Origin of the sequence: Pseudomonas sp. QD4 (assembly GCF_049199125.1) — a bacterium.
Classification (GTDB): domain Bacteria; phylum Pseudomonadota; class Gammaproteobacteria; order Pseudomonadales; family Pseudomonadaceae; genus Aquipseudomonas.
This window is the reverse complement of the sequence record NZ_JBLZOM010000007.1, coordinates 145,086-160,891: the sequence shown is the minus strand read 5'-3', so window position 1 is coordinate 160,891 and position 15,806 is coordinate 145,086. Positions and strand designations below refer to the sequence as shown.

At 58.9% G+C, this 15,806-nt stretch carries 19 protein-coding genes; 18 read left to right on the top strand and 1 reads right to left on the bottom strand.

The genetic code is table 11. The features are described 5' to 3' along the window. The first annotated feature begins 1 nt into the window (after position 1). From ACOZJV_RS29745 to ACOZJV_RS29710, 8 genes are all read left to right on the top strand, one after another. Positions 2-1,489 carry a terminase gene (locus tag ACOZJV_RS29745; protein ID WP_421549123.1) on the top strand — a complete coding sequence of 496 codons (1,488 nt, stop codon included), beginning with the start codon at positions 2-4 and terminating at the stop codon, positions 1,487-1,489. Continuing rightward, on the top strand, positions 1,486-2,904 hold the full coding sequence (locus ACOZJV_RS29740) for a DUF4055 domain-containing protein (RefSeq protein ID WP_421549122.1): 1,419 nt from the start codon (positions 1,486-1,488) through the stop codon (positions 2,902-2,904). The genes ACOZJV_RS29745 and ACOZJV_RS29740 overlap by 4 nt, the downstream gene beginning before the upstream one ends. Continuing rightward, positions 2,879-3,970 carry a minor capsid protein gene (locus ACOZJV_RS29735; protein ID WP_421549121.1) on the top strand — a complete coding sequence of 364 codons (1,092 nt, stop codon included), beginning with the start codon at positions 2,879-2,881 and terminating at the stop codon, positions 3,968-3,970. Before ACOZJV_RS29740 ends, ACOZJV_RS29735 begins: the two co-directional genes overlap by 26 nt. Positions 3,971-3,999: 29 nt before the next feature. Beyond that, the gene (locus ACOZJV_RS29730; protein WP_421549120.1) at positions 4,000-4,368 is read left to right on the top strand and encodes a hypothetical protein; all 369 of its coding nucleotides are present in this window, start codon (positions 4,000-4,002) and stop codon (positions 4,366-4,368) included. Positions 4,369-4,448: 80 nt separating this feature from the next. Beyond that, the gene (locus tag ACOZJV_RS29725; protein ID WP_421549119.1) at positions 4,449-5,177 is read left to right on the top strand and encodes a hypothetical protein; all 729 of its coding nucleotides are present in this window, start codon (positions 4,449-4,451) and stop codon (positions 5,175-5,177) included. Positions 5,178-5,189: 12 nt separating this feature from the next. Further along, positions 5,190-6,155, top strand: a complete 966-nt coding sequence (locus tag ACOZJV_RS29720; RefSeq protein ID WP_201131099.1) for a major capsid protein — start codon at positions 5,190-5,192, stop codon at positions 6,153-6,155. 46 nt (positions 6,156-6,201) lie between these two features. Then, on the top strand, positions 6,202-6,783 hold the full coding sequence (locus ACOZJV_RS29715; RefSeq protein ID WP_421549118.1) for a hypothetical protein: 582 nt from the start codon (positions 6,202-6,204) through the stop codon (positions 6,781-6,783). A gap of 59 nt (positions 6,784-6,842) precedes the next feature. Then, positions 6,843-7,346, top strand: coding sequence for a DnaT-like ssDNA-binding protein (locus ACOZJV_RS29710; protein WP_421549117.1), 504 nt, complete (start codon positions 6,843-6,845; stop codon positions 7,344-7,346). On the opposite strand, the gene ACOZJV_RS29705 is transcribed toward ACOZJV_RS29710, so the two are convergent. Continuing rightward, positions 7,347-7,652: a hypothetical protein gene (locus tag ACOZJV_RS29705; RefSeq protein WP_421549116.1), complete on the bottom strand. Its 306-nt coding sequence runs from the start codon at positions 7,650-7,652 to the stop codon at positions 7,347-7,349. A 25-nt stretch (positions 7,653-7,677) separates the two neighbouring features. Here ACOZJV_RS29705 and ACOZJV_RS29700 point away from each other — a divergent pair, with 25 nt between their 5' ends. The 10 genes from ACOZJV_RS29700 (at position 7,678) to ACOZJV_RS29655 (ending at position 15,706) form a co-directional block, all read left to right on the top strand. Beyond that, positions 7,678-8,046, top strand: coding sequence for a hypothetical protein (locus tag ACOZJV_RS29700; RefSeq protein ID WP_421549200.1), 369 nt, complete (start codon positions 7,678-7,680; stop codon positions 8,044-8,046). Then, positions 8,043-8,699, top strand: coding sequence for a hypothetical protein (locus tag ACOZJV_RS29695; protein ID WP_421549115.1), 657 nt, complete (start codon positions 8,043-8,045; stop codon positions 8,697-8,699). Before ACOZJV_RS29700 ends, ACOZJV_RS29695 begins: the two co-directional genes overlap by 4 nt. Beyond that, positions 8,696-9,112, top strand: a complete 417-nt coding sequence (locus tag ACOZJV_RS29690; RefSeq protein WP_421549114.1) for a phage tail terminator-like protein — start codon at positions 8,696-8,698, stop codon at positions 9,110-9,112. The genes ACOZJV_RS29695 and ACOZJV_RS29690 overlap by 4 nt, the downstream gene beginning before the upstream one ends. Before the next feature lie 73 nt (positions 9,113-9,185). Next, positions 9,186-9,842 carry a phage tail protein gene (locus tag ACOZJV_RS29685; RefSeq protein WP_421549113.1) on the top strand — a complete coding sequence of 219 codons (657 nt, stop codon included), beginning with the start codon at positions 9,186-9,188 and terminating at the stop codon, positions 9,840-9,842. A gap of 3 nt (positions 9,843-9,845) precedes the next feature. Beyond that, complete coding sequence (locus ACOZJV_RS29680; RefSeq protein ID WP_421549112.1) at positions 9,846-10,226, top strand: phage tail assembly chaperone; 381 nt, start codon at positions 9,846-9,848, stop codon at positions 10,224-10,226. Between the two features lie 62 nt (positions 10,227-10,288). Continuing rightward, positions 10,289-10,543, top strand: coding sequence for a DUF1799 domain-containing protein (locus ACOZJV_RS29675; RefSeq protein WP_421549111.1), 255 nt, complete (start codon positions 10,289-10,291; stop codon positions 10,541-10,543). Next, entirely contained in the window at positions 10,540-13,833 is a 3,294-nt protein-coding gene (locus ACOZJV_RS29670; RefSeq protein WP_421549110.1) for a phage tail tape measure protein, read from the top strand. Before ACOZJV_RS29675 ends, ACOZJV_RS29670 begins: the two co-directional genes overlap by 4 nt. A gap of 3 nt (positions 13,834-13,836) precedes the next feature. Next, on the top strand, positions 13,837-14,175 hold the full coding sequence (locus ACOZJV_RS29665; RefSeq protein WP_421549109.1) for a phage tail protein: 339 nt from the start codon (positions 13,837-13,839) through the stop codon (positions 14,173-14,175). 11 nt (positions 14,176-14,186) lie between these two features. After that, a complete protein-coding gene (locus ACOZJV_RS29660; protein WP_421549108.1) occupies positions 14,187-14,939 on the top strand; it encodes a phage minor tail protein L in 753 nt (250 codons plus the stop codon). A 2-nt stretch (positions 14,940-14,941) separates the two neighbouring features. After that, on the top strand, positions 14,942-15,706 hold the full coding sequence (locus tag ACOZJV_RS29655; RefSeq protein WP_421549107.1) for a C40 family peptidase: 765 nt from the start codon (positions 14,942-14,944) through the stop codon (positions 15,704-15,706). Positions 15,707-15,806 lie beyond the last annotated feature (100 nt).

Here is a 15,806-nt window from a genome sequence, read left to right as displayed (position 1 = left end):
CATGAAACCCGAGCACATGAAGCTGCTTCGGGATCGATTCTGGCGACTGAATAATCTCTACTTCATCACCGACAAGCAGGGTAAGAAGGTTCGCTTCCGCATGACGCAGGAGCAGATCGATTACTTCCGGGGGATGCATACCCGAAACATCATCCTGAAGGCTAGGCAGCTCGGCTTCACGACACTGGTGTGCATCGTCCAGCTGGATGCGGCGCTGTTCGAGGCTGCGAAGTGCGCCCTGATCGCTCACACACTCAACGACGCGAAGCGGCTTTTCCGGGAGAAGGTCAAGTACGCCTACGACAACCTCCCGAAAGAGCTCCGTGCTGCAAACCCGGCGCGTAACGACGCTGCGGGTGAGCTGGTGTTCAGTAAGGGCGGCTCGCTCTACGTCTCAACCTCGTTCCGGGGCGGCACGCTGCGCTACCTGCACGTATCCGAGTTTGGGAAGATCTGCGCCAAGTTCCCGCATAAGGCGCGGGAGATCGTCACCGGCGCTTTCGAGGCGGTGGCCGCTGAGTGCTTCGTCACCATCGAGTCAACGGCAGAGGGCCGGGCGGGGTATTTCTTTGATTACAGCCAATCGGCGGAGAGGCAGCAGCTTTCCGGTGTACCGCTGGGCCTGCTCGACTGGAAGTTCTTTTTCTTCAGCTGGTGGAACAACAAGGCCTACAGCCTTGACGCGACCGACGTGGTCATCCCGCAGCGCCTGACCGATTACTTCAACGAGCTGCACGCCAAGCACGGGATCGTCACGAACGACGGCCAGCGCGCCTGGTACGCAGCTAAGGAGAAGATGCTCGGCGACGACATGAAGCGGGAATACCCGTCCATTCCTGCCGAAGCCTTCCAGCAGTCGGTCGAGGGCGCTTACTACGCGCAGCAGCTGACCAAGCTTTACGCCCAGCAGCGGATCGGGGTGATACCCGACAATAGCCACCTTCCAGTGATGACCTTCTGGGACATCGGTGTCGGCGACTCCACGGCCATCTGGTTCGTGCGCCAGGTCGGCGAAGAGTTTCACGTCATCGACTACTACGAAAACTCAGGCGAGGGCCTGCGGCACTACATGAAGGTGCTCAAGGACAGGGGTTACACCTACTCCGAGCACTGGGGACCGCACGACATCGACAACCGAGAGTTCGGCAGCGATGCCAAGACCCGTCGAGAGCTGGCCCGTGAGGGCTATGACATCGACGGTCAGAAGTACTGCATGACGTTCCAGGTCGTTCCGAAGCTCGGCGTCAATGACGGCATTGAGCAGGTTCGGGAGATCCTGCCCAAGTGCGCATTCGATGACTCGAAGTGCGAGCAGGGAATTTCCTGCCTTGAGAACTACCGCAAGGAATGGGACGACAAGCGCGGCTGTTGGAAAGACAAGCCGCTTCACGATTGGACCTCTCACGGCTCCGACGGATTCCGTTACTTCGCTGTGGCGAAGAGCGCTAGGAAACCGGCCACCTCTATCAAAATGGGATACGCCCGATGAGCAATGACGTCTCCTTCAAACGGGCGGACTACATTGAAGCGCTGGCCCGCTGGGCGACAGTGCGCGACGTGTGTGCTGGTCAGCACAGGGTTGTCGACCGACTGCCGTACATCAATGCACACGACAAGTCGTCGGAGAACCAAGATCGTAACCGGGCTTACCGTGAGCGCGCGGTGTTCAAGAACGCCACCGGGCACACCCGTAACGGGTTGCTGGGCCTGGCCTTCCACAAAGACCCGACACTGACGGTATCGAAAAAGCTGGAGTACCTGCAGGACAACGCCAACGGTTCCGGCGTGAGCATCTACCAGCATTCCCAGGGCACGCTTGAGAAAGTGCTGGAGGCTGGACGGCATGGGCTCTATGTCGACTACCACCAGGACAACAGCATCGGTGGACACTCAGTGATCCTGTCCTACTGCGCTGAGGACATCATCAACTGGCGTACCGGGATGGTGAATGGTCACAGCGTGCTGACCCTTGTGGTGCTGCGCGAAGCTCCGGAAGAGGAGGACGGATTCGGTTTCAAGGTGATTGAGCAGTATCGAGAGCTGGCATTGGAGCCTGATGGCTTTGTCTGCCGGGTCTGGCGTCGGTCTGGCCCGAAGGGCGGCGGCCCGCTGGCCATCGTTGAGGAGTTCAGGCCGGAAGGCATCACGGGTCGATTGAAAGAGATTCCGTTCACTTTCGTGGGGGCCCAGAACAACGATCCAAGTATTGATGAGTCGCCGCTCTACGACATTGCCATGATCAACTTGGGACACTACCGAAACAGCGCTGACTACGAAGATAGCGTCTTCTGGTGTGGCCAGGCTCAGCCATGGATTTCTGGCTTGACTGAGCAGTGGGTGAAGCTGCTCGAAGAAAAGGGCGTTTACGTCGGCTCTCGTGCGCCCATGCTGCTTCCGGTCAATGGAGCTTTCGGCTACGCGCAGCCTGCGCCAAACACGCTGGTCAAGGAGGCCATGGCTGACAAGAACCAGATGATGATCGAACTGGGAGCGAGGATGGTGGTTGCTTCACTTGCCACCAAGACCGCCACTGAGTCGCGCGGTGATCAATCGGCATCGACATCGGTCCTGGCTGGCTGCGTGGCAAACGTCAGCGAGGCTTATACCCGGGCAATCATGTGGTGCTGCGCCTACATGGGTATCGCTGAAACGAAGGTCGCCTACCAGGTGAATCAGGAGTTCGTCGAGCTGACGGCTGATCCGCAGATGATCACGGCCTTGGTTGGCTTATGGCAGAACGGCGGCTTCGCGAAAGCGGATCTTCGGGCCTACCTGCGCAAGCTTGGCCTGATTGCGCCAGAGCGCACCGACCAACAGATCGACGGCGAGTTGGAAGAGCAGGGCGATGGCCTTGGCCTGGATGACGAGGTAACACCAAATGGCGGCAAACCAAGCAATCCTTGACGCCACGATCCGGCACGCTGTCTTCCTCGAAAAGCTGAAGGCGGGGGAGGTGGGCAAGTTCGCCCCCTTCCTCAAGGAGATTGACCGCTCGATCCGGGACCGGCTTACAAGATCGGACCTGACCGAGTACAACGTCAAGCGCCTGGAAGCGCTGCTGAAGGAGGTCGATAGCCTGCTGCTGGGCATCTTCGATCGCTACAGCGCGCAATTGAATCTCGACCTGGTGGATATCGCCAACTACGAGGCTGAGTTCGAAGCGACCAGTTTGGCCAGGTCGGTGCCGGTTGGTGTGTCGCTCGATGTCGTAGCGCCGACGGCTGCTGCAATTCGCACAGCAGTGCTGACGAATCCGCTCAGTGTGCGTGGTACCGGCGGCGGAAAGCTGCTGAAGGCCTTCATCAAGGGCTGGACCGTTGCTGAGCGCGAACGCGTCACTGGCACGATCAGGCAGGGTTTCTTCGAAGGACACACCAACTTCCAGATTATCCGCAATATCCGAGGCACCAAGGCTGCTGGCTACAAAGATGGGATCCTCGCAACCACCAGCCGCAACGCAAGCACTGTCGTGCACACCGCGATTCAGCATGTGTCGTCACAGGCGCGGATGGAGGTGGCCAAGGCCAATACGGACATCGTGTCCGAGATTGAGATGGTCGCCACGCTGGACAGGAAGACCAGTCAGCTCTGCCGAACGATGGATAAGCGACGGTTTCCTGTCGACTCCGGTCCTCGGCCACCGTTTCACCCTAACTGCCGCACGACCTTCGTTCTGCTGACCAGACTTAGCCAGGTGTTCGCCAAGGGCGCTACCCGGGCTTCGGTTGGCGCGAATGGCCCCGGGCAGGTCAGTGCCAGTATTGATTACTACAATTGGCTCCAGCAGCAGCCGGCATCGTTTCAGGATGCAGCGATTGGTCCAAAGCGGGCGAAGCTGTTTCGTGAGGGCGGGTTGAGCGTGGAGCGCTTTGCTGAGCTGCAGTTGGATCGCAACTTTGCGCCACTGACTCTGAAGCAGATGAAAGTGCTGGAGCCACTCGCGTTCGAACATGCGGGCTTGATACTTTAAGGGGGGGAATAGTCTTAAGGTAAGTGGCGATGTTCAGTAAGCTGCAGGATCATGAGAAAGAGGAGTTATGTGCGCATTTTGTCGACGCTATGACTGGCGACCCACATGGATTTTCAGCGATTTCTGGTAGGAAGGGGGTAAAGCGTTTTTTTGAAGATGCTATTCAGCGCGGAGTGCTCATTCCAGAGCAAGATCTGTTGCTGGTTCTGGATCATTTTTTGAATTTCAATTTTTTGAATGACAATGTCCTGCGTCAAGTGAACATTGTGAATGACCTAAACTCGTCGGAGTCAGCTATTGAAGCAGCGAAGGTTGCGATTTTGAGCACTATAGCGCGTACCCATGAATTTCATGAGTTTGACCCAAGTTTGACTGTTCTTGATTGGAACGACATTTAAAACTCAATTATTAGAAACCCGCTTCGGCGGGTTTTTTTATGCCTGCAAAGCGGGCGAACAAACCCAAGGGGTGCATCAACGTGGCAGAAGAAAACGAAATCGACCTGGAAAACCCGGCAATCAAGGCCGCTATCGCGACTGCCGTTGAAGCATCCGTTTCGGGCTTGAAAACCAAGAACTCGGAACTGCTGGGCAAGCTGAAGGAAACCACCGGCAAGCTCACCCAGTTCGAAACCCAGTTTGAAGGCATCGACATCGATGCCGTGAAAGGTCTGCTCAGTCGCGCGGGCCAGGACGAAGAAACCAAGCTGCTGACCGAGGGCAAGGTGGATGAGGTCTTCAACCGTCGCACCGAGCGCCTGCGTGGTGATTACGACAAGCAGCTGAAGACCATCAGCGAACGCGCCGAGAAGGCTGAGTCCTTTGCTGCCAAGTTCCAGGGCAAGGTCCTGGGTGACTCGGTACGTGGTGCCGCACTGAAAGCCGGTGCACTGCCTGAGGCAACCGACGACATCATCCTGCGCGCCAAAGGCGTGTTTACCCTTAACGAAGATGGCGATGCAGTCGCTGTTGATGAATCCGGCCAGGTCATCCTCGGCAAAGACGGCAAGACCCCTTTGACTCCGCTCGAATGGGCGGAATCTCTGCGCGAAAGCGCACCCCACCTGTGGCCAAGGGCTTCAGGAACATTTGCCCCGGGCGGGGGTAGCGGCAAGGCTGCATTCAAGCGCTCCGAAATGACCTCCGAGCAAAAGCGCGACTTCCAGCGCAAGCACGGCCAAACCGCATATTTGCAATTGCCCAAGTAAGGGGATTGACCCATGGCTACAACCGTAAACAGCGACCTGATCATCTACAACGATGAGGCGCAAACCGCATACCTGGAGCGTGTCCAGGACAACCTGGATGTGTTCAACGCATCCTCCAATGGCGCGATGGTGCTCGATAACGAGCTGATCGAAGGTGATTTCCGCAAGCGTGCTTTGTACAAGCTCAATGGCTCGCTGGAGCACCGCGACGTCAACTCTGACGGCAAGGTAACCGCGAAGAAGATCAGCGCCGGCGAAGCTGTCGGCGTCAAGGCTCCCTGGAAGTACGGCCCGTACCAGACCACCGAGGAGGCGTTCAAGCGCCGTGGTCGTCCGGTCGAGGAGTTCTCCCAGATCGTTGGCGCGGATGTGGCCGATGCGACTCTGGAAGGCTTCATCCAGTACGCCACTGCTGGTTTGCGCGCCGCGATCGGCTCCAACGCTGAAATGGTGGTTTCGGCCAACATCGAAACCGATGGCAAAAAGACGCTGACCCGTGGCATGCGTAAGTTCGGCGACAAATTCGGCCGGATCGCTCTGTGGGTCATGCACTCCAGTGCCTACTTCGACATCGTCGACGAAGCCATCACCAACAAGATCTACGAAGAAGCGGGCGTTGTGATCTACGGCGGCCTGCCTGGCACTCTGGGCAAGCCGGTACTGGTGACCGACACGGCTCCGGCCGACGTGATCTTCGGCCTGTTGCCAAATGCGGTGACTATCACTGAGTCACAAGCCCCAGGCTTCCGTTCCTACGACGTGAACGACGAAGAAAACCTGAGCATCGGCTACCGCGCTGAAGGCACTGTGAACATCGATGTGCTGGGTTACAGCTGGAAAGCCACCACTGGCGGCTCCAACCCGACCCTGGCTGCAGTTGGTTCTGCAGCCAACTGGGTCAAGCACGCTGGCAGCAACAAGGTCACCGCCGGCGTGATGATCAAGCTGACTGCAACGCCTCCTGCCTCTGGTGGTTAAGCCTCAACTCAGCGCGCGGCCAGTTATGGCCGCCTTGGAGAACCCTATGGAACTGACTTACAGCAACCAGCTTGACGGCTTCGACCCGGAGAAGCGTTACCGCAACCCAGAACACTTCGATAAACCCGAAGCGGGTGTGACCAGTGTGCTGGTGATTGGCGATTGGCCGAGCGTGGTCGACGCGTATGGAGCGCTCGGCATCGACGTGTCGGTGAAGGAGGCTAAGCGGGTGCAGATTACTGGCGCCGCCAATCAGGCCGATCTGGAACAAGTCATCGCGCTTTTGCGTGATGAACATGGATCGATCCAGATCTTGGTTGACGGCCTGGGCGCTGGCGAGATTCATCGACCCGAGTCTGGCGAGCTGGCGTTGCGCTTGTTTGATGTGCTCGGCACCATCCATGCTTCGGTTGGCGAACTGACCACCGAGCGCGATGGGCTGCTCTCGACCGTCGATGCACTGCGCGGTGAGGTCGAAGCGTTGAAGAAGGCCGCTGCTCCGCTGGCTGATGACGCAAGTGAAATTGCCGCGCTGAAAGCGAAGCTTGACGAGGCGAAGGTTCAGTACCGTGCCAATGCCTCAAAAGAATCCTTGGAGAAGCTCGTCGCTGATCTGCCCGGGGCGTGATACTGATGGCTGCTGGTGATCCGGCGGCCAATCTTCAAACCATTCCAGCGAGTTGACGCATGACACTCATCATCGAGGACGGCACCGGCAAGCCTGAGGCAGAAAGCTATGCGAGTGCCGCGGATCTGGCCATGTATGCCGTGAAGTTCGGCGTTGCCATTCCCGCTGAGATACCTGCACAGGAAGCATTGCTTCGCCGAGCCGCCTTGGCGATGGATGGCATGACCTGGAAGGGGCGCAAGACCAACAGTGAGCAGGCCCTGTCCTGGCCCCGCCGGGAAGTGCTGTTGGATCAGGAGATCAAGCCAAACAACTACCTGCCAGCGCGGATTCAATACGGCCAGATGGCCCTGGCCGCCGAGATCCATCAGGACGACATTGATCCGGTGGAGAAGCGCAAGGGTGCGGTGCTGCTGGATCGTGTTGAGGGAGCGGTGACGCGGCAGTATGCGGCGATCCCGTCCACCAGCAACAGGCTCTTGCCTGCGGCGCCGGACCGGCCAAGTGCTACGCAGTTTGCTGATTACTTGCTGCGGCGTGGGCTGTTTGCCATACGCTCCTAATCAGTACCTTTGGGCGTGATCCACTAGATATTGTCCGAATACGTCATAAAGCATTTCGTCTGTGCTTTGAGCTATTGAGTTGCATAGCGCATTAAATTTGGTGTGATCAAAAGGTTGGGAGCGATGAACAAAGTCGTTGCATATTTGCTCCAGATAATTCTGTGCACATGTGCTTTCAAGGAGAGTAACTAGCTCCTTCCGAAGTCTTAATTTCACAATTAGCTTTTCGGCAGAGAACGTTGCTGTAGCGAGTTCAACAACGTCTCCTCCCAGTCGAAGACGTTCAGCAATGTCAGCATTATCCATTTTCATTCCTGCCGAGGGGCTTAAAGTGTCATTCTACTTTGAGATGGCTGCGGTTGCTCTTGAGATGATCTCCGAGTTCGGCCAGGCCGTGACCATCCGCGACGTCATCAAGGGTGAGTACGACCCGGATACCAGCACGACCTCACCTGACTCAGTGGTTGAGCGCATAGCCCAAGGCATCCTGCTGGACTTCACCGGGCAAGAGTTCCAAACCAACTCGCTGATCAAGGTCGGCGACAAAAAACTGAAGATCGCGGCCGCCGGTTTGGGCCCGGCTCCCAGCCTGCTCAGTAAAGTGGTGGCCCAGGGGAAAACCTGGACGATCATTCCCCCGCTGAAAGAAATCAACCCCGCCGGTACGCCGATCCTGTACGAACTGCAGGTCCGATCATGAGCAGTCGGTACGCGGGTATGAACGGCAGCTTCGCCGAAAACATCCGCCAGTTCGCTGAGCAGGCCCAGGCAGGTATAGACGCCACCATCCGTGAAGTCGTGATCGAGATCGGCAGCAGCGTGATTCGCATGTCGCCAGTGGGCAATCCGGAGATCTGGGCAGCTAACGTGGCGCATCGAGCGAGCAATACACGTGCAGCTGACGAATACGACTTCAAAGTGGCCGTCCGCAACACGCTGATCAATCTGGACGAAGGCAACTTCACCAAGTCGGGCAAGCTGCGACGCGGTGTGAAGTACGCCAAACCCCTGACCAAGACCGAGCGAGACCAAAACTTCAATGTGAACGGTCTGGTCGCGGGCAAGGATTACGTTGGCGGGCGTTTCCGGGGTAACTGGCAGTTCTCGATCGATATCCCGGCCGACGGCGTGTTGGATCAGATTGACCCGTCGGGCGGTGTGACAATCGCGGTGCTTCGGACGCAGGTGCAGTCACTGACGGCGGGGCAGACGGCCTACATAGTCAACAACCTGCCGTACGGCATTCCGCTCGAGTACGGCCACTCCAGGCAGGCGCCCGGCGGCATGGTGCGAGTGACACTGGCCCGCTTTCAGCAAATCGTCGCCGAAGCCATCAGGAACAACCAAATATGAGCCACTTGATCATCCGGCAGCTGTACGAGAAACGCCTGAGGGACTGGGCTTCGGCACGGCTTAAACCGCTGCGAATTGCCTATGAGAACGTCGAGTTCACGCCTGCGGACGGTGAAACCTACTTGCGGGCCTTTGCTATCCCGGCCGGCACCGACAGCAACACCCTCAGCGGTGATCACAGAGCGTTCACGGGCGTGTTCCAGGTTAGCGTCGTGACGCCTTCGGGTTCCGGCGCCGGCGCTGCTGAGTCAATCGCTGAAGAGCTCGCTGCGTTGTACCCGATTTACCTGCGGCTACAGCGAGCCAGCTTCGAAGTGGTGACCATGACCCCGGTCGAACCAGGCCCAGGCATTCCGGACGACAGCAGCTACACAGTCGCCGCGTCGTTCCAGTACCGCGCCGACACCAACTGATTCCGCCCATCGGGCAACCCCACAGACCCGCCATTGAGCGGGTTTTGTTATTTCTGAAGAGAGGAAACACCCAATGGGATACCGAATTCCTAACGGCGGCACCTTCCAGCACGCAGCCACCTATGAGGTTGCGCTGCCGTTTACCGCCATCTCCAACGCCGCAGAGGCGGTGGCCACGGTCGTCGGTGCTGATCTCGATGCCGGTGACATCGTGCTGATCACCTCCGGCTGGAGCAAGTTGGATAACAAGGTCGTGCGCGTGAAGGCAGCGACAGCGACCGCCATCACCTTGGAAGGTATCGACACCATCGATACCCAGATCTTCCCGGCCGGCAACGGCGCGGGTACCCTGAAGAAGGTGCTGACCTGGGTACAGATCCCGCAGGTAACTGACCTGGCCTTCTCCGGCGGCGAGCAGAACTACCTGGATGTGGTGTTCCTCGAGAACGACCAGGGCAAGCAGATCCCCACCGACAAGTCGGCGGCCAGCATGGTTCTGACTATCGCTGATGATCCTGCACAGCCTTTCAACGGTGTGCTGATGAAGGCCGATGCCGGGAAGCAGGTCGAAGCCGCTCGCTTGAACCTTCCAGGTAACGACACGCTGTTCTACGGGGCATACACCTCGTTCTCCAAGCAGCCGGCCGTTTCCCGCAACAACCTGCTCACTCGTACTGTGAGCCTGGCGTTGCAGTCCGAGCCCACTCGCTACCTGACTGCGGTGATCTAACCCATGGCCAAGTTCACGCTGATCCAGAAGCCGACCTTTCACACCACCGTAATGGTTCCTCAGGTGGCCGGTGATCCAGTGCAGGTCGGGTTCGAGTTCAAGTACCTGGACCGAACCGCGCTTGCCGATCTGTATGCCGAATGGGGGGAGCGCCACAAGGCGCTTGGCTTGAAGGTCGAGGAGATGGACCTCAAGTCGTTTACCGCGGCCCAGATCGATCTGCAGGTGGACCAGGTCAAGGCGGTGGTGGCCGGCTGGGAGTTTGAGGAGGAGTTGAACGACGAGAATATCCGCATCCTCGTCAGCTCCATTGTCTCGGTACCCAGCGCTGTGTTGGGAGCCTACTCCGAGGCGTTCAACCAGGCCCGCCTGGGAAACTCCTAAGCGCCGCACGCGCGCTCTACGCGCAAGGCCCTTCGGCTGAAGAGCTGAAGACCTTTGGCTTCTTGGTCGGCGATCTCTCCGGACAGGACTGTGAGGTCTGGCCAGATAGCTGGCCGGCCTTCACCGTCTTCGAAGCAATGAGCACCCAGTGGCGCGTGGGTGCGTGCGGCGCTACCGGTTTGGACTATGCCGTCCTTCCGAGCGTCATTCGAATGTGTGGTGTGCCCGCCAGCGAACGGCAAAGCATCTTCAGCGATATCCGGCACATGGAAGCTGAGGCCCTGCAGGTGATGGCGGAACAGAGAGACAACAAATGAGCACCAACTTCGCATCGCTTGGCATTGCAGTTGAGTCGTCGGAAGCCGTGAAAGCGGCCGAAGATCTGGGAAAGCTGGTAGTCGCTGCCGAGGGCGCGGAGAAGGCTGTAGATGATCTGGGCAAGGCCGGCGATGGATTGGCCAGCACTGGCAAGAAGATTGTTCAGGCCGAAACAGAGGCCGCTCAGGGGATCGACAAGTCCACCGGCGCGCGGGAGCGGCAGGCCGGCGCCCGGCGGAAAGCTACCGAAAGCGCCACCAGCGAAATAGCTGTTATCAGCCAGCTCGACAAGGCGATGACGGGTAGCCTCGACAGCATCCAGCAACTGATTCAGGCCGAAGGGCTGCTGGAGCGCGCACGCAAGGGCGGCCTGGTCACGATTGAGGAGCAGACCCGCTACCAGGATCAACTGGGCAAGGCCTACGACAAGATCGAAAAGGCGGAAGTTAAAGAGGCGGCACAGAAGCAACGACTGATCGAGGCTGAGAATCGCCAAATTGAGGCTCTGAAGCGCACCGTCAACAGCATTGATCCAGTAACGGCAAAGCTCGCCAAGCTCGAGGCGCAGGAGAAGGCCCTGGAGGCCGCTCACAAAGCCGGTGTGGTTGATGCCAACCGTTACAACGAGGCGCTATCGAAGATTGGGAGTGATCGCGCTGCACTGACCGCAACTGAAACTGCTTTCGACAAACTGAAGCTTGGCTCTCGTCAGGCTCAGGAAAACGTAATGCAGCTCAGTAATGCGCTTTCCTCGGGCGACTGGGGAAGTGGGGCCAGAGCAATTGCACAACTGGGGGCTGGGGCGGGGGCTTCTGCGAAAAGCATGGCAGCATTGCTACTGCCTGCTGGCGCGCTTGCCGGAGTGATTGCCGGACTGGGCTACGCGTTCTTCGACGCAATGAAGCAGGCCCGGGAATTCAATAGCGCAATCAATGGCGGATCAAATGACGCAGGTCAGACGATATCTAGCCTAAAGGCTATGAGCGAATCGGCTGGCATGCTGACTGGCAATTTGTCAGGCGCTCGCGAAGCCGTGATCGCCCTGGCTTCTGGAGCCGCTACCAGCGGTGTTCAGATGCAGAATCTGGCACAGGCTGCCGCTGCGATTGGTGAGGTCACCGGTAAAGGAGCAGGTGATATTGCCAAGTCGTTGGCGAACGCTGGCGACACCGCTACAGAGGCCGCCTCAAAGATCAGTGATCAGTACGGCCTGCTGACGCTTGAGCAGTACCAGGTGATCAAGGCGATCGATGAGCAAGGTGATCATCAACGCGCCTTGGATGTGTTAAGCGAGAATCTGAACCAGTCGGCTCAGGAGCGGCTGAAAACCTACCGGGCATCGTTGTCTGATATTGAACGCGACTGGGATGACATCAAGGTCGCTATCAAGGGGGCTTATTCGGCGATTCGGTCGGAAGTCTTTCCTGATCTTGCCAAGCAAATCGAGATCACCCAGCGGGTGCTGGACACGCGCAAAGGTGGCGGTGTTGCGGGAGCTGTTTCCAACGGGCTCAGTTCGCTCAACTCCTTCTTGGGTTTGGGTGACGGCGAGAATGACGACTCGACGCCGGCATTGGAGGCCAAGCTCGCTGCGCTCAAAGCTCGGCAGTCTGCCAGCGAAGGACTGACTGCAACGACAGGCGAGAACACTCACGCGAACAGAGAGCTGATTGCGGTCCAGAAGGAACTGGACAAGCAAATGGAGAATTTGAACCCTCTCGCTAAGCGGCAGGAGGCATACAAAAAGCTCGACGACCAGTTCACCACGCTTTATCAGGACGCCGAAAAGACTGGCCAGAAGTCGGCGCTGCTGGATGGCGTTCAGTTTGACGGGAAGAAGTTTTTCGGCGGCGCATACGACCAGTTGCGCAAGGCGATCGACGAGCAGAAGAAGGACCCAAAGTCTGCCGCTAGTGCAATAGACCTGACTGCGTTCAACGACTCAAAGAACACGCTCACCGGCATCCTGGCCGAGTACAAGAATGCCCAGAAGGAACTGGACGCCGCGCAGAAGGCTGGCCTGGTCTCTCAGGCCGATTACCTGCTGAAGCGCCAGGCCATGATTGGCAACGAGCGCGACGAGGTTTCGGCGGCGTATGACGCCGAGATCGCAGCGCTCGAGGCTGCGAAAGGGAAGGCCGGCACGTCGGCTGCGCAACGTATCCAGCTGGACCAGAAGATCGCAGATGCGCGCGCGGCCATGGTCAAGGCGCAGAAGGATGCCGACAGCGAGCAGGAAGTGCTGGCCACAGCCGAGAAAGGTCGCCTCGACAAGCAAACGTACGCCGTCAGCCAGTACGTTGCAGCCCTTGGGCAGCAGCAGAAGGCTTTGGCGCTTGCAGGTCAGCGCGCCGTCATCGGCGTGGGCCAGGGTGATCGGCAGAATGCACTGTCCGGCGAGCTGAACAGCCAGCAAGACCGGTTTGCTCAGCAGTCCCTGGAGCTGGAAAACCAGCGTTCCGACCCATCCAGAAACATGGGCCCGGAGGAGTTCAAGCAGAAGTCGCAAGCCCTCGCAGATGCAAACAAGGCCGCCACCGACCAGATCCGGCAGAACTATGCCGACGTCGAAGCGGCGCAGGGTGATTGGACGAAGGGGGCTACATCGGCCTGGGCCAACTACCTGGATTCGGCGCGGGACATTGCCGGGCAGACCAAGAGCCTGTTCACCAACGCCTTCAGCTCGATGGAAGACGCGATCGTCAATTTCGCCATGACCGGGAAACTCTCGTTCGCGGACTTCACCAAGTCGATTCTCGCTGACATGGCTCGCATTGCAACACGCCAGGCCAGCTCGGCGCTGTTGAGTAGCTTGGTGGGTGCAACAGCCAGCTACTTTACCGGAAGTGGCTCAACTACGACTTCTGCTGGCTCCACCCAGGCTGGGTATACCGGTGTCGACTTCTCTGGCTACAGAGCTGCTGGCGGACCGGTCGATCCAAACTCTCTGTATCAGGTGAACGAGCTTGGCCCCGAACTCTATAACGAGGGTGGGAAGTCCTACCTGATGACCGGTGCAAACGGCGGTAGCGTGACGCCGCTTACTGCTGGCGGTGGGCCTGCAATGGCTGCGATGACTGGTCGCGGTAGCGGCGGAGGGACCTCGGTGAGCCTCACCATGCCGATCATGGTCATGACGGACGAAGAGTCGGGCAAGTCGGAGGGCGACGAGCTTGATACAGAGCTGTTCCAGCGAAACATGCAGGAGCGGATGCGGACTGTTGCTAGGGAAGAAATCGCCAAGTCGTGGCGCCAAGGCGGCGTGAGCAGCCGAAACGTAAAAGGATGATTTATGGCAATCGAACGATTTACCTGGGCGACGGAGAAGGGCGCGGAGGGTGAGATCAAACAGCGCGTGCGCACCAAGCAGTTTGCCGACGGCTATGCGCAGTCAATCGAGGACGGGATCAACAACAAATCCCAGTCCTGGCCGGTTACCTTCACCGGCATGAAGGATCGGATCAAAGACATCATGGACTTCATCGATCGGCACAAGGGGGCAAAGGGATTCCTCTGGGAGCCCCCCCTGGGCGATCTGGGCCTCTACAAGTGCAACGGCTATAAGCCAGTCCACCGCGGCGGCTCGGTCTACGCAATCACCGCAACCTTCGAACAAACCTTCCACCCCTGAGATAACCACCCATGGCACTGATCACGGACATCCAGAAACTGGAGCCCGGCGCCGAGATTCGCCTGTTCGAAATTGACGGGACGGAGTACGGCGCGGATTACCTGCGTTTCCACGGGCACGCAATTCCGCATACGGCCGAAGAGCTGCTGGCTTATGAGCATTCGGACCAGGATCTGCCCGCTAAGTCGATTTGTTGGCAGGGCGCCGAGTACGCAGCCTGGCCCGTGCAGATCGAGGGCATTGCCTCGGGCAGTGACGGCACGGCGACCAGGCCAACCTTCGCCGCCGGCAACGTCAATGGGCGCGTCACGGCGCTGTGCCTGGCCTTCGAGGACATGCTCAAGTTCAAGCTGACGGTCCGCGAGACCCTGGCCCAGTACCTGGACGCGGCCAACTTCCCGGACGGCAACCCAACCGCAGACCCGACTCAGGAGGCGCTGGAGATCTGGTACATCGACCAGAAAACCAGCGAAGACGGCGAGGCGGTAGTCTGGGAGCTGTCTTCCCCGGGCGAGATCGATAACCACGGGCTGCCCGGCCGGCAGATGACAACGTTCTGCCACTGGGCGATGACCAATGGCTACCGTGGGCCAGATTGCGGCTACACCGGCGCGGCGATGTTCGATGACGAGGACAATCCGACAGCTGATCCGGCCAAGGATCAGTGCAAGGGTTGTTTGTCGTCCTGCAAGTTGCGCTTCGGCGAGAGCAACGAACTTTCCTTCGGCGGATTCCCCGCCGTGTCCCTTATTGCCCGGAGCTGACCATGCGCAAGCACATCATAGCGGCGATCCAGGCGCATGCGGCGGCGGAGTATCCGCACGAGTGCTGCGGCGTGCTGTTGGCCGTTGGGCGTGCGCAGAAGTACTTCCCGTGCACGAACATCTCCACGGAGCCAAACGAAGAGTTCAGGCTCGACCCTGAGGACTACGCCGCGGCGGAAGACTTGGGCGAAGTGATCGGCATCGTTCACTCACACCCGGATGCCACCAGTAGGCCGTCACCGCATGACTTGGCCATGTGCGAGGCCACCGCCTTGCCCTGGCACATTCTGAGTTGGCCCGAGGGCGACATAAGGTCGATCACGCCCACGGGCAGCACGCCGCTGCTCAAGCGCCCGTTCGTACACGGCGCCTGGGACTGCTGGCAGGTTTGCGCTGATTGGTATCAGCGGGCGTGGGGGATTGAGTTCCAGGCCTTCCAGCGCATCGATGGCTGGTGGGAGAGTGCAGAGAACGTAAGCCTGTACGAGAAGCACTACGAAGCAGCCGGCTTTGTGCGCGTCGATCGACCGCAACGCGGCGACATGATCGTCATGCAGGTTGGCCGGACAGCTCACCCGAACCACGCTGGCATATACCTTGGCACCGATCCGTCGCTGCCTGGTGAGGATTCAGGTGCGTTCGGTCTGGGTCCGTTCCTGCTGCACCACCTTTACGGCAGGCCGTCCGAGATCATCGTCTACGGCGGCCCCTGGCATGACAGAGCGCGCCTGATCCTCAGGCACAAAGACGCAAGACAACCAACATGACGCGGCGTGGCCGTGGGAGGCGAGCATGGGCGATCTATCAGATTGGCTCGAAAGTGAGAGTCTCGCAAACCTTGCAAGATACGCAGGCCGACCTGCAGAG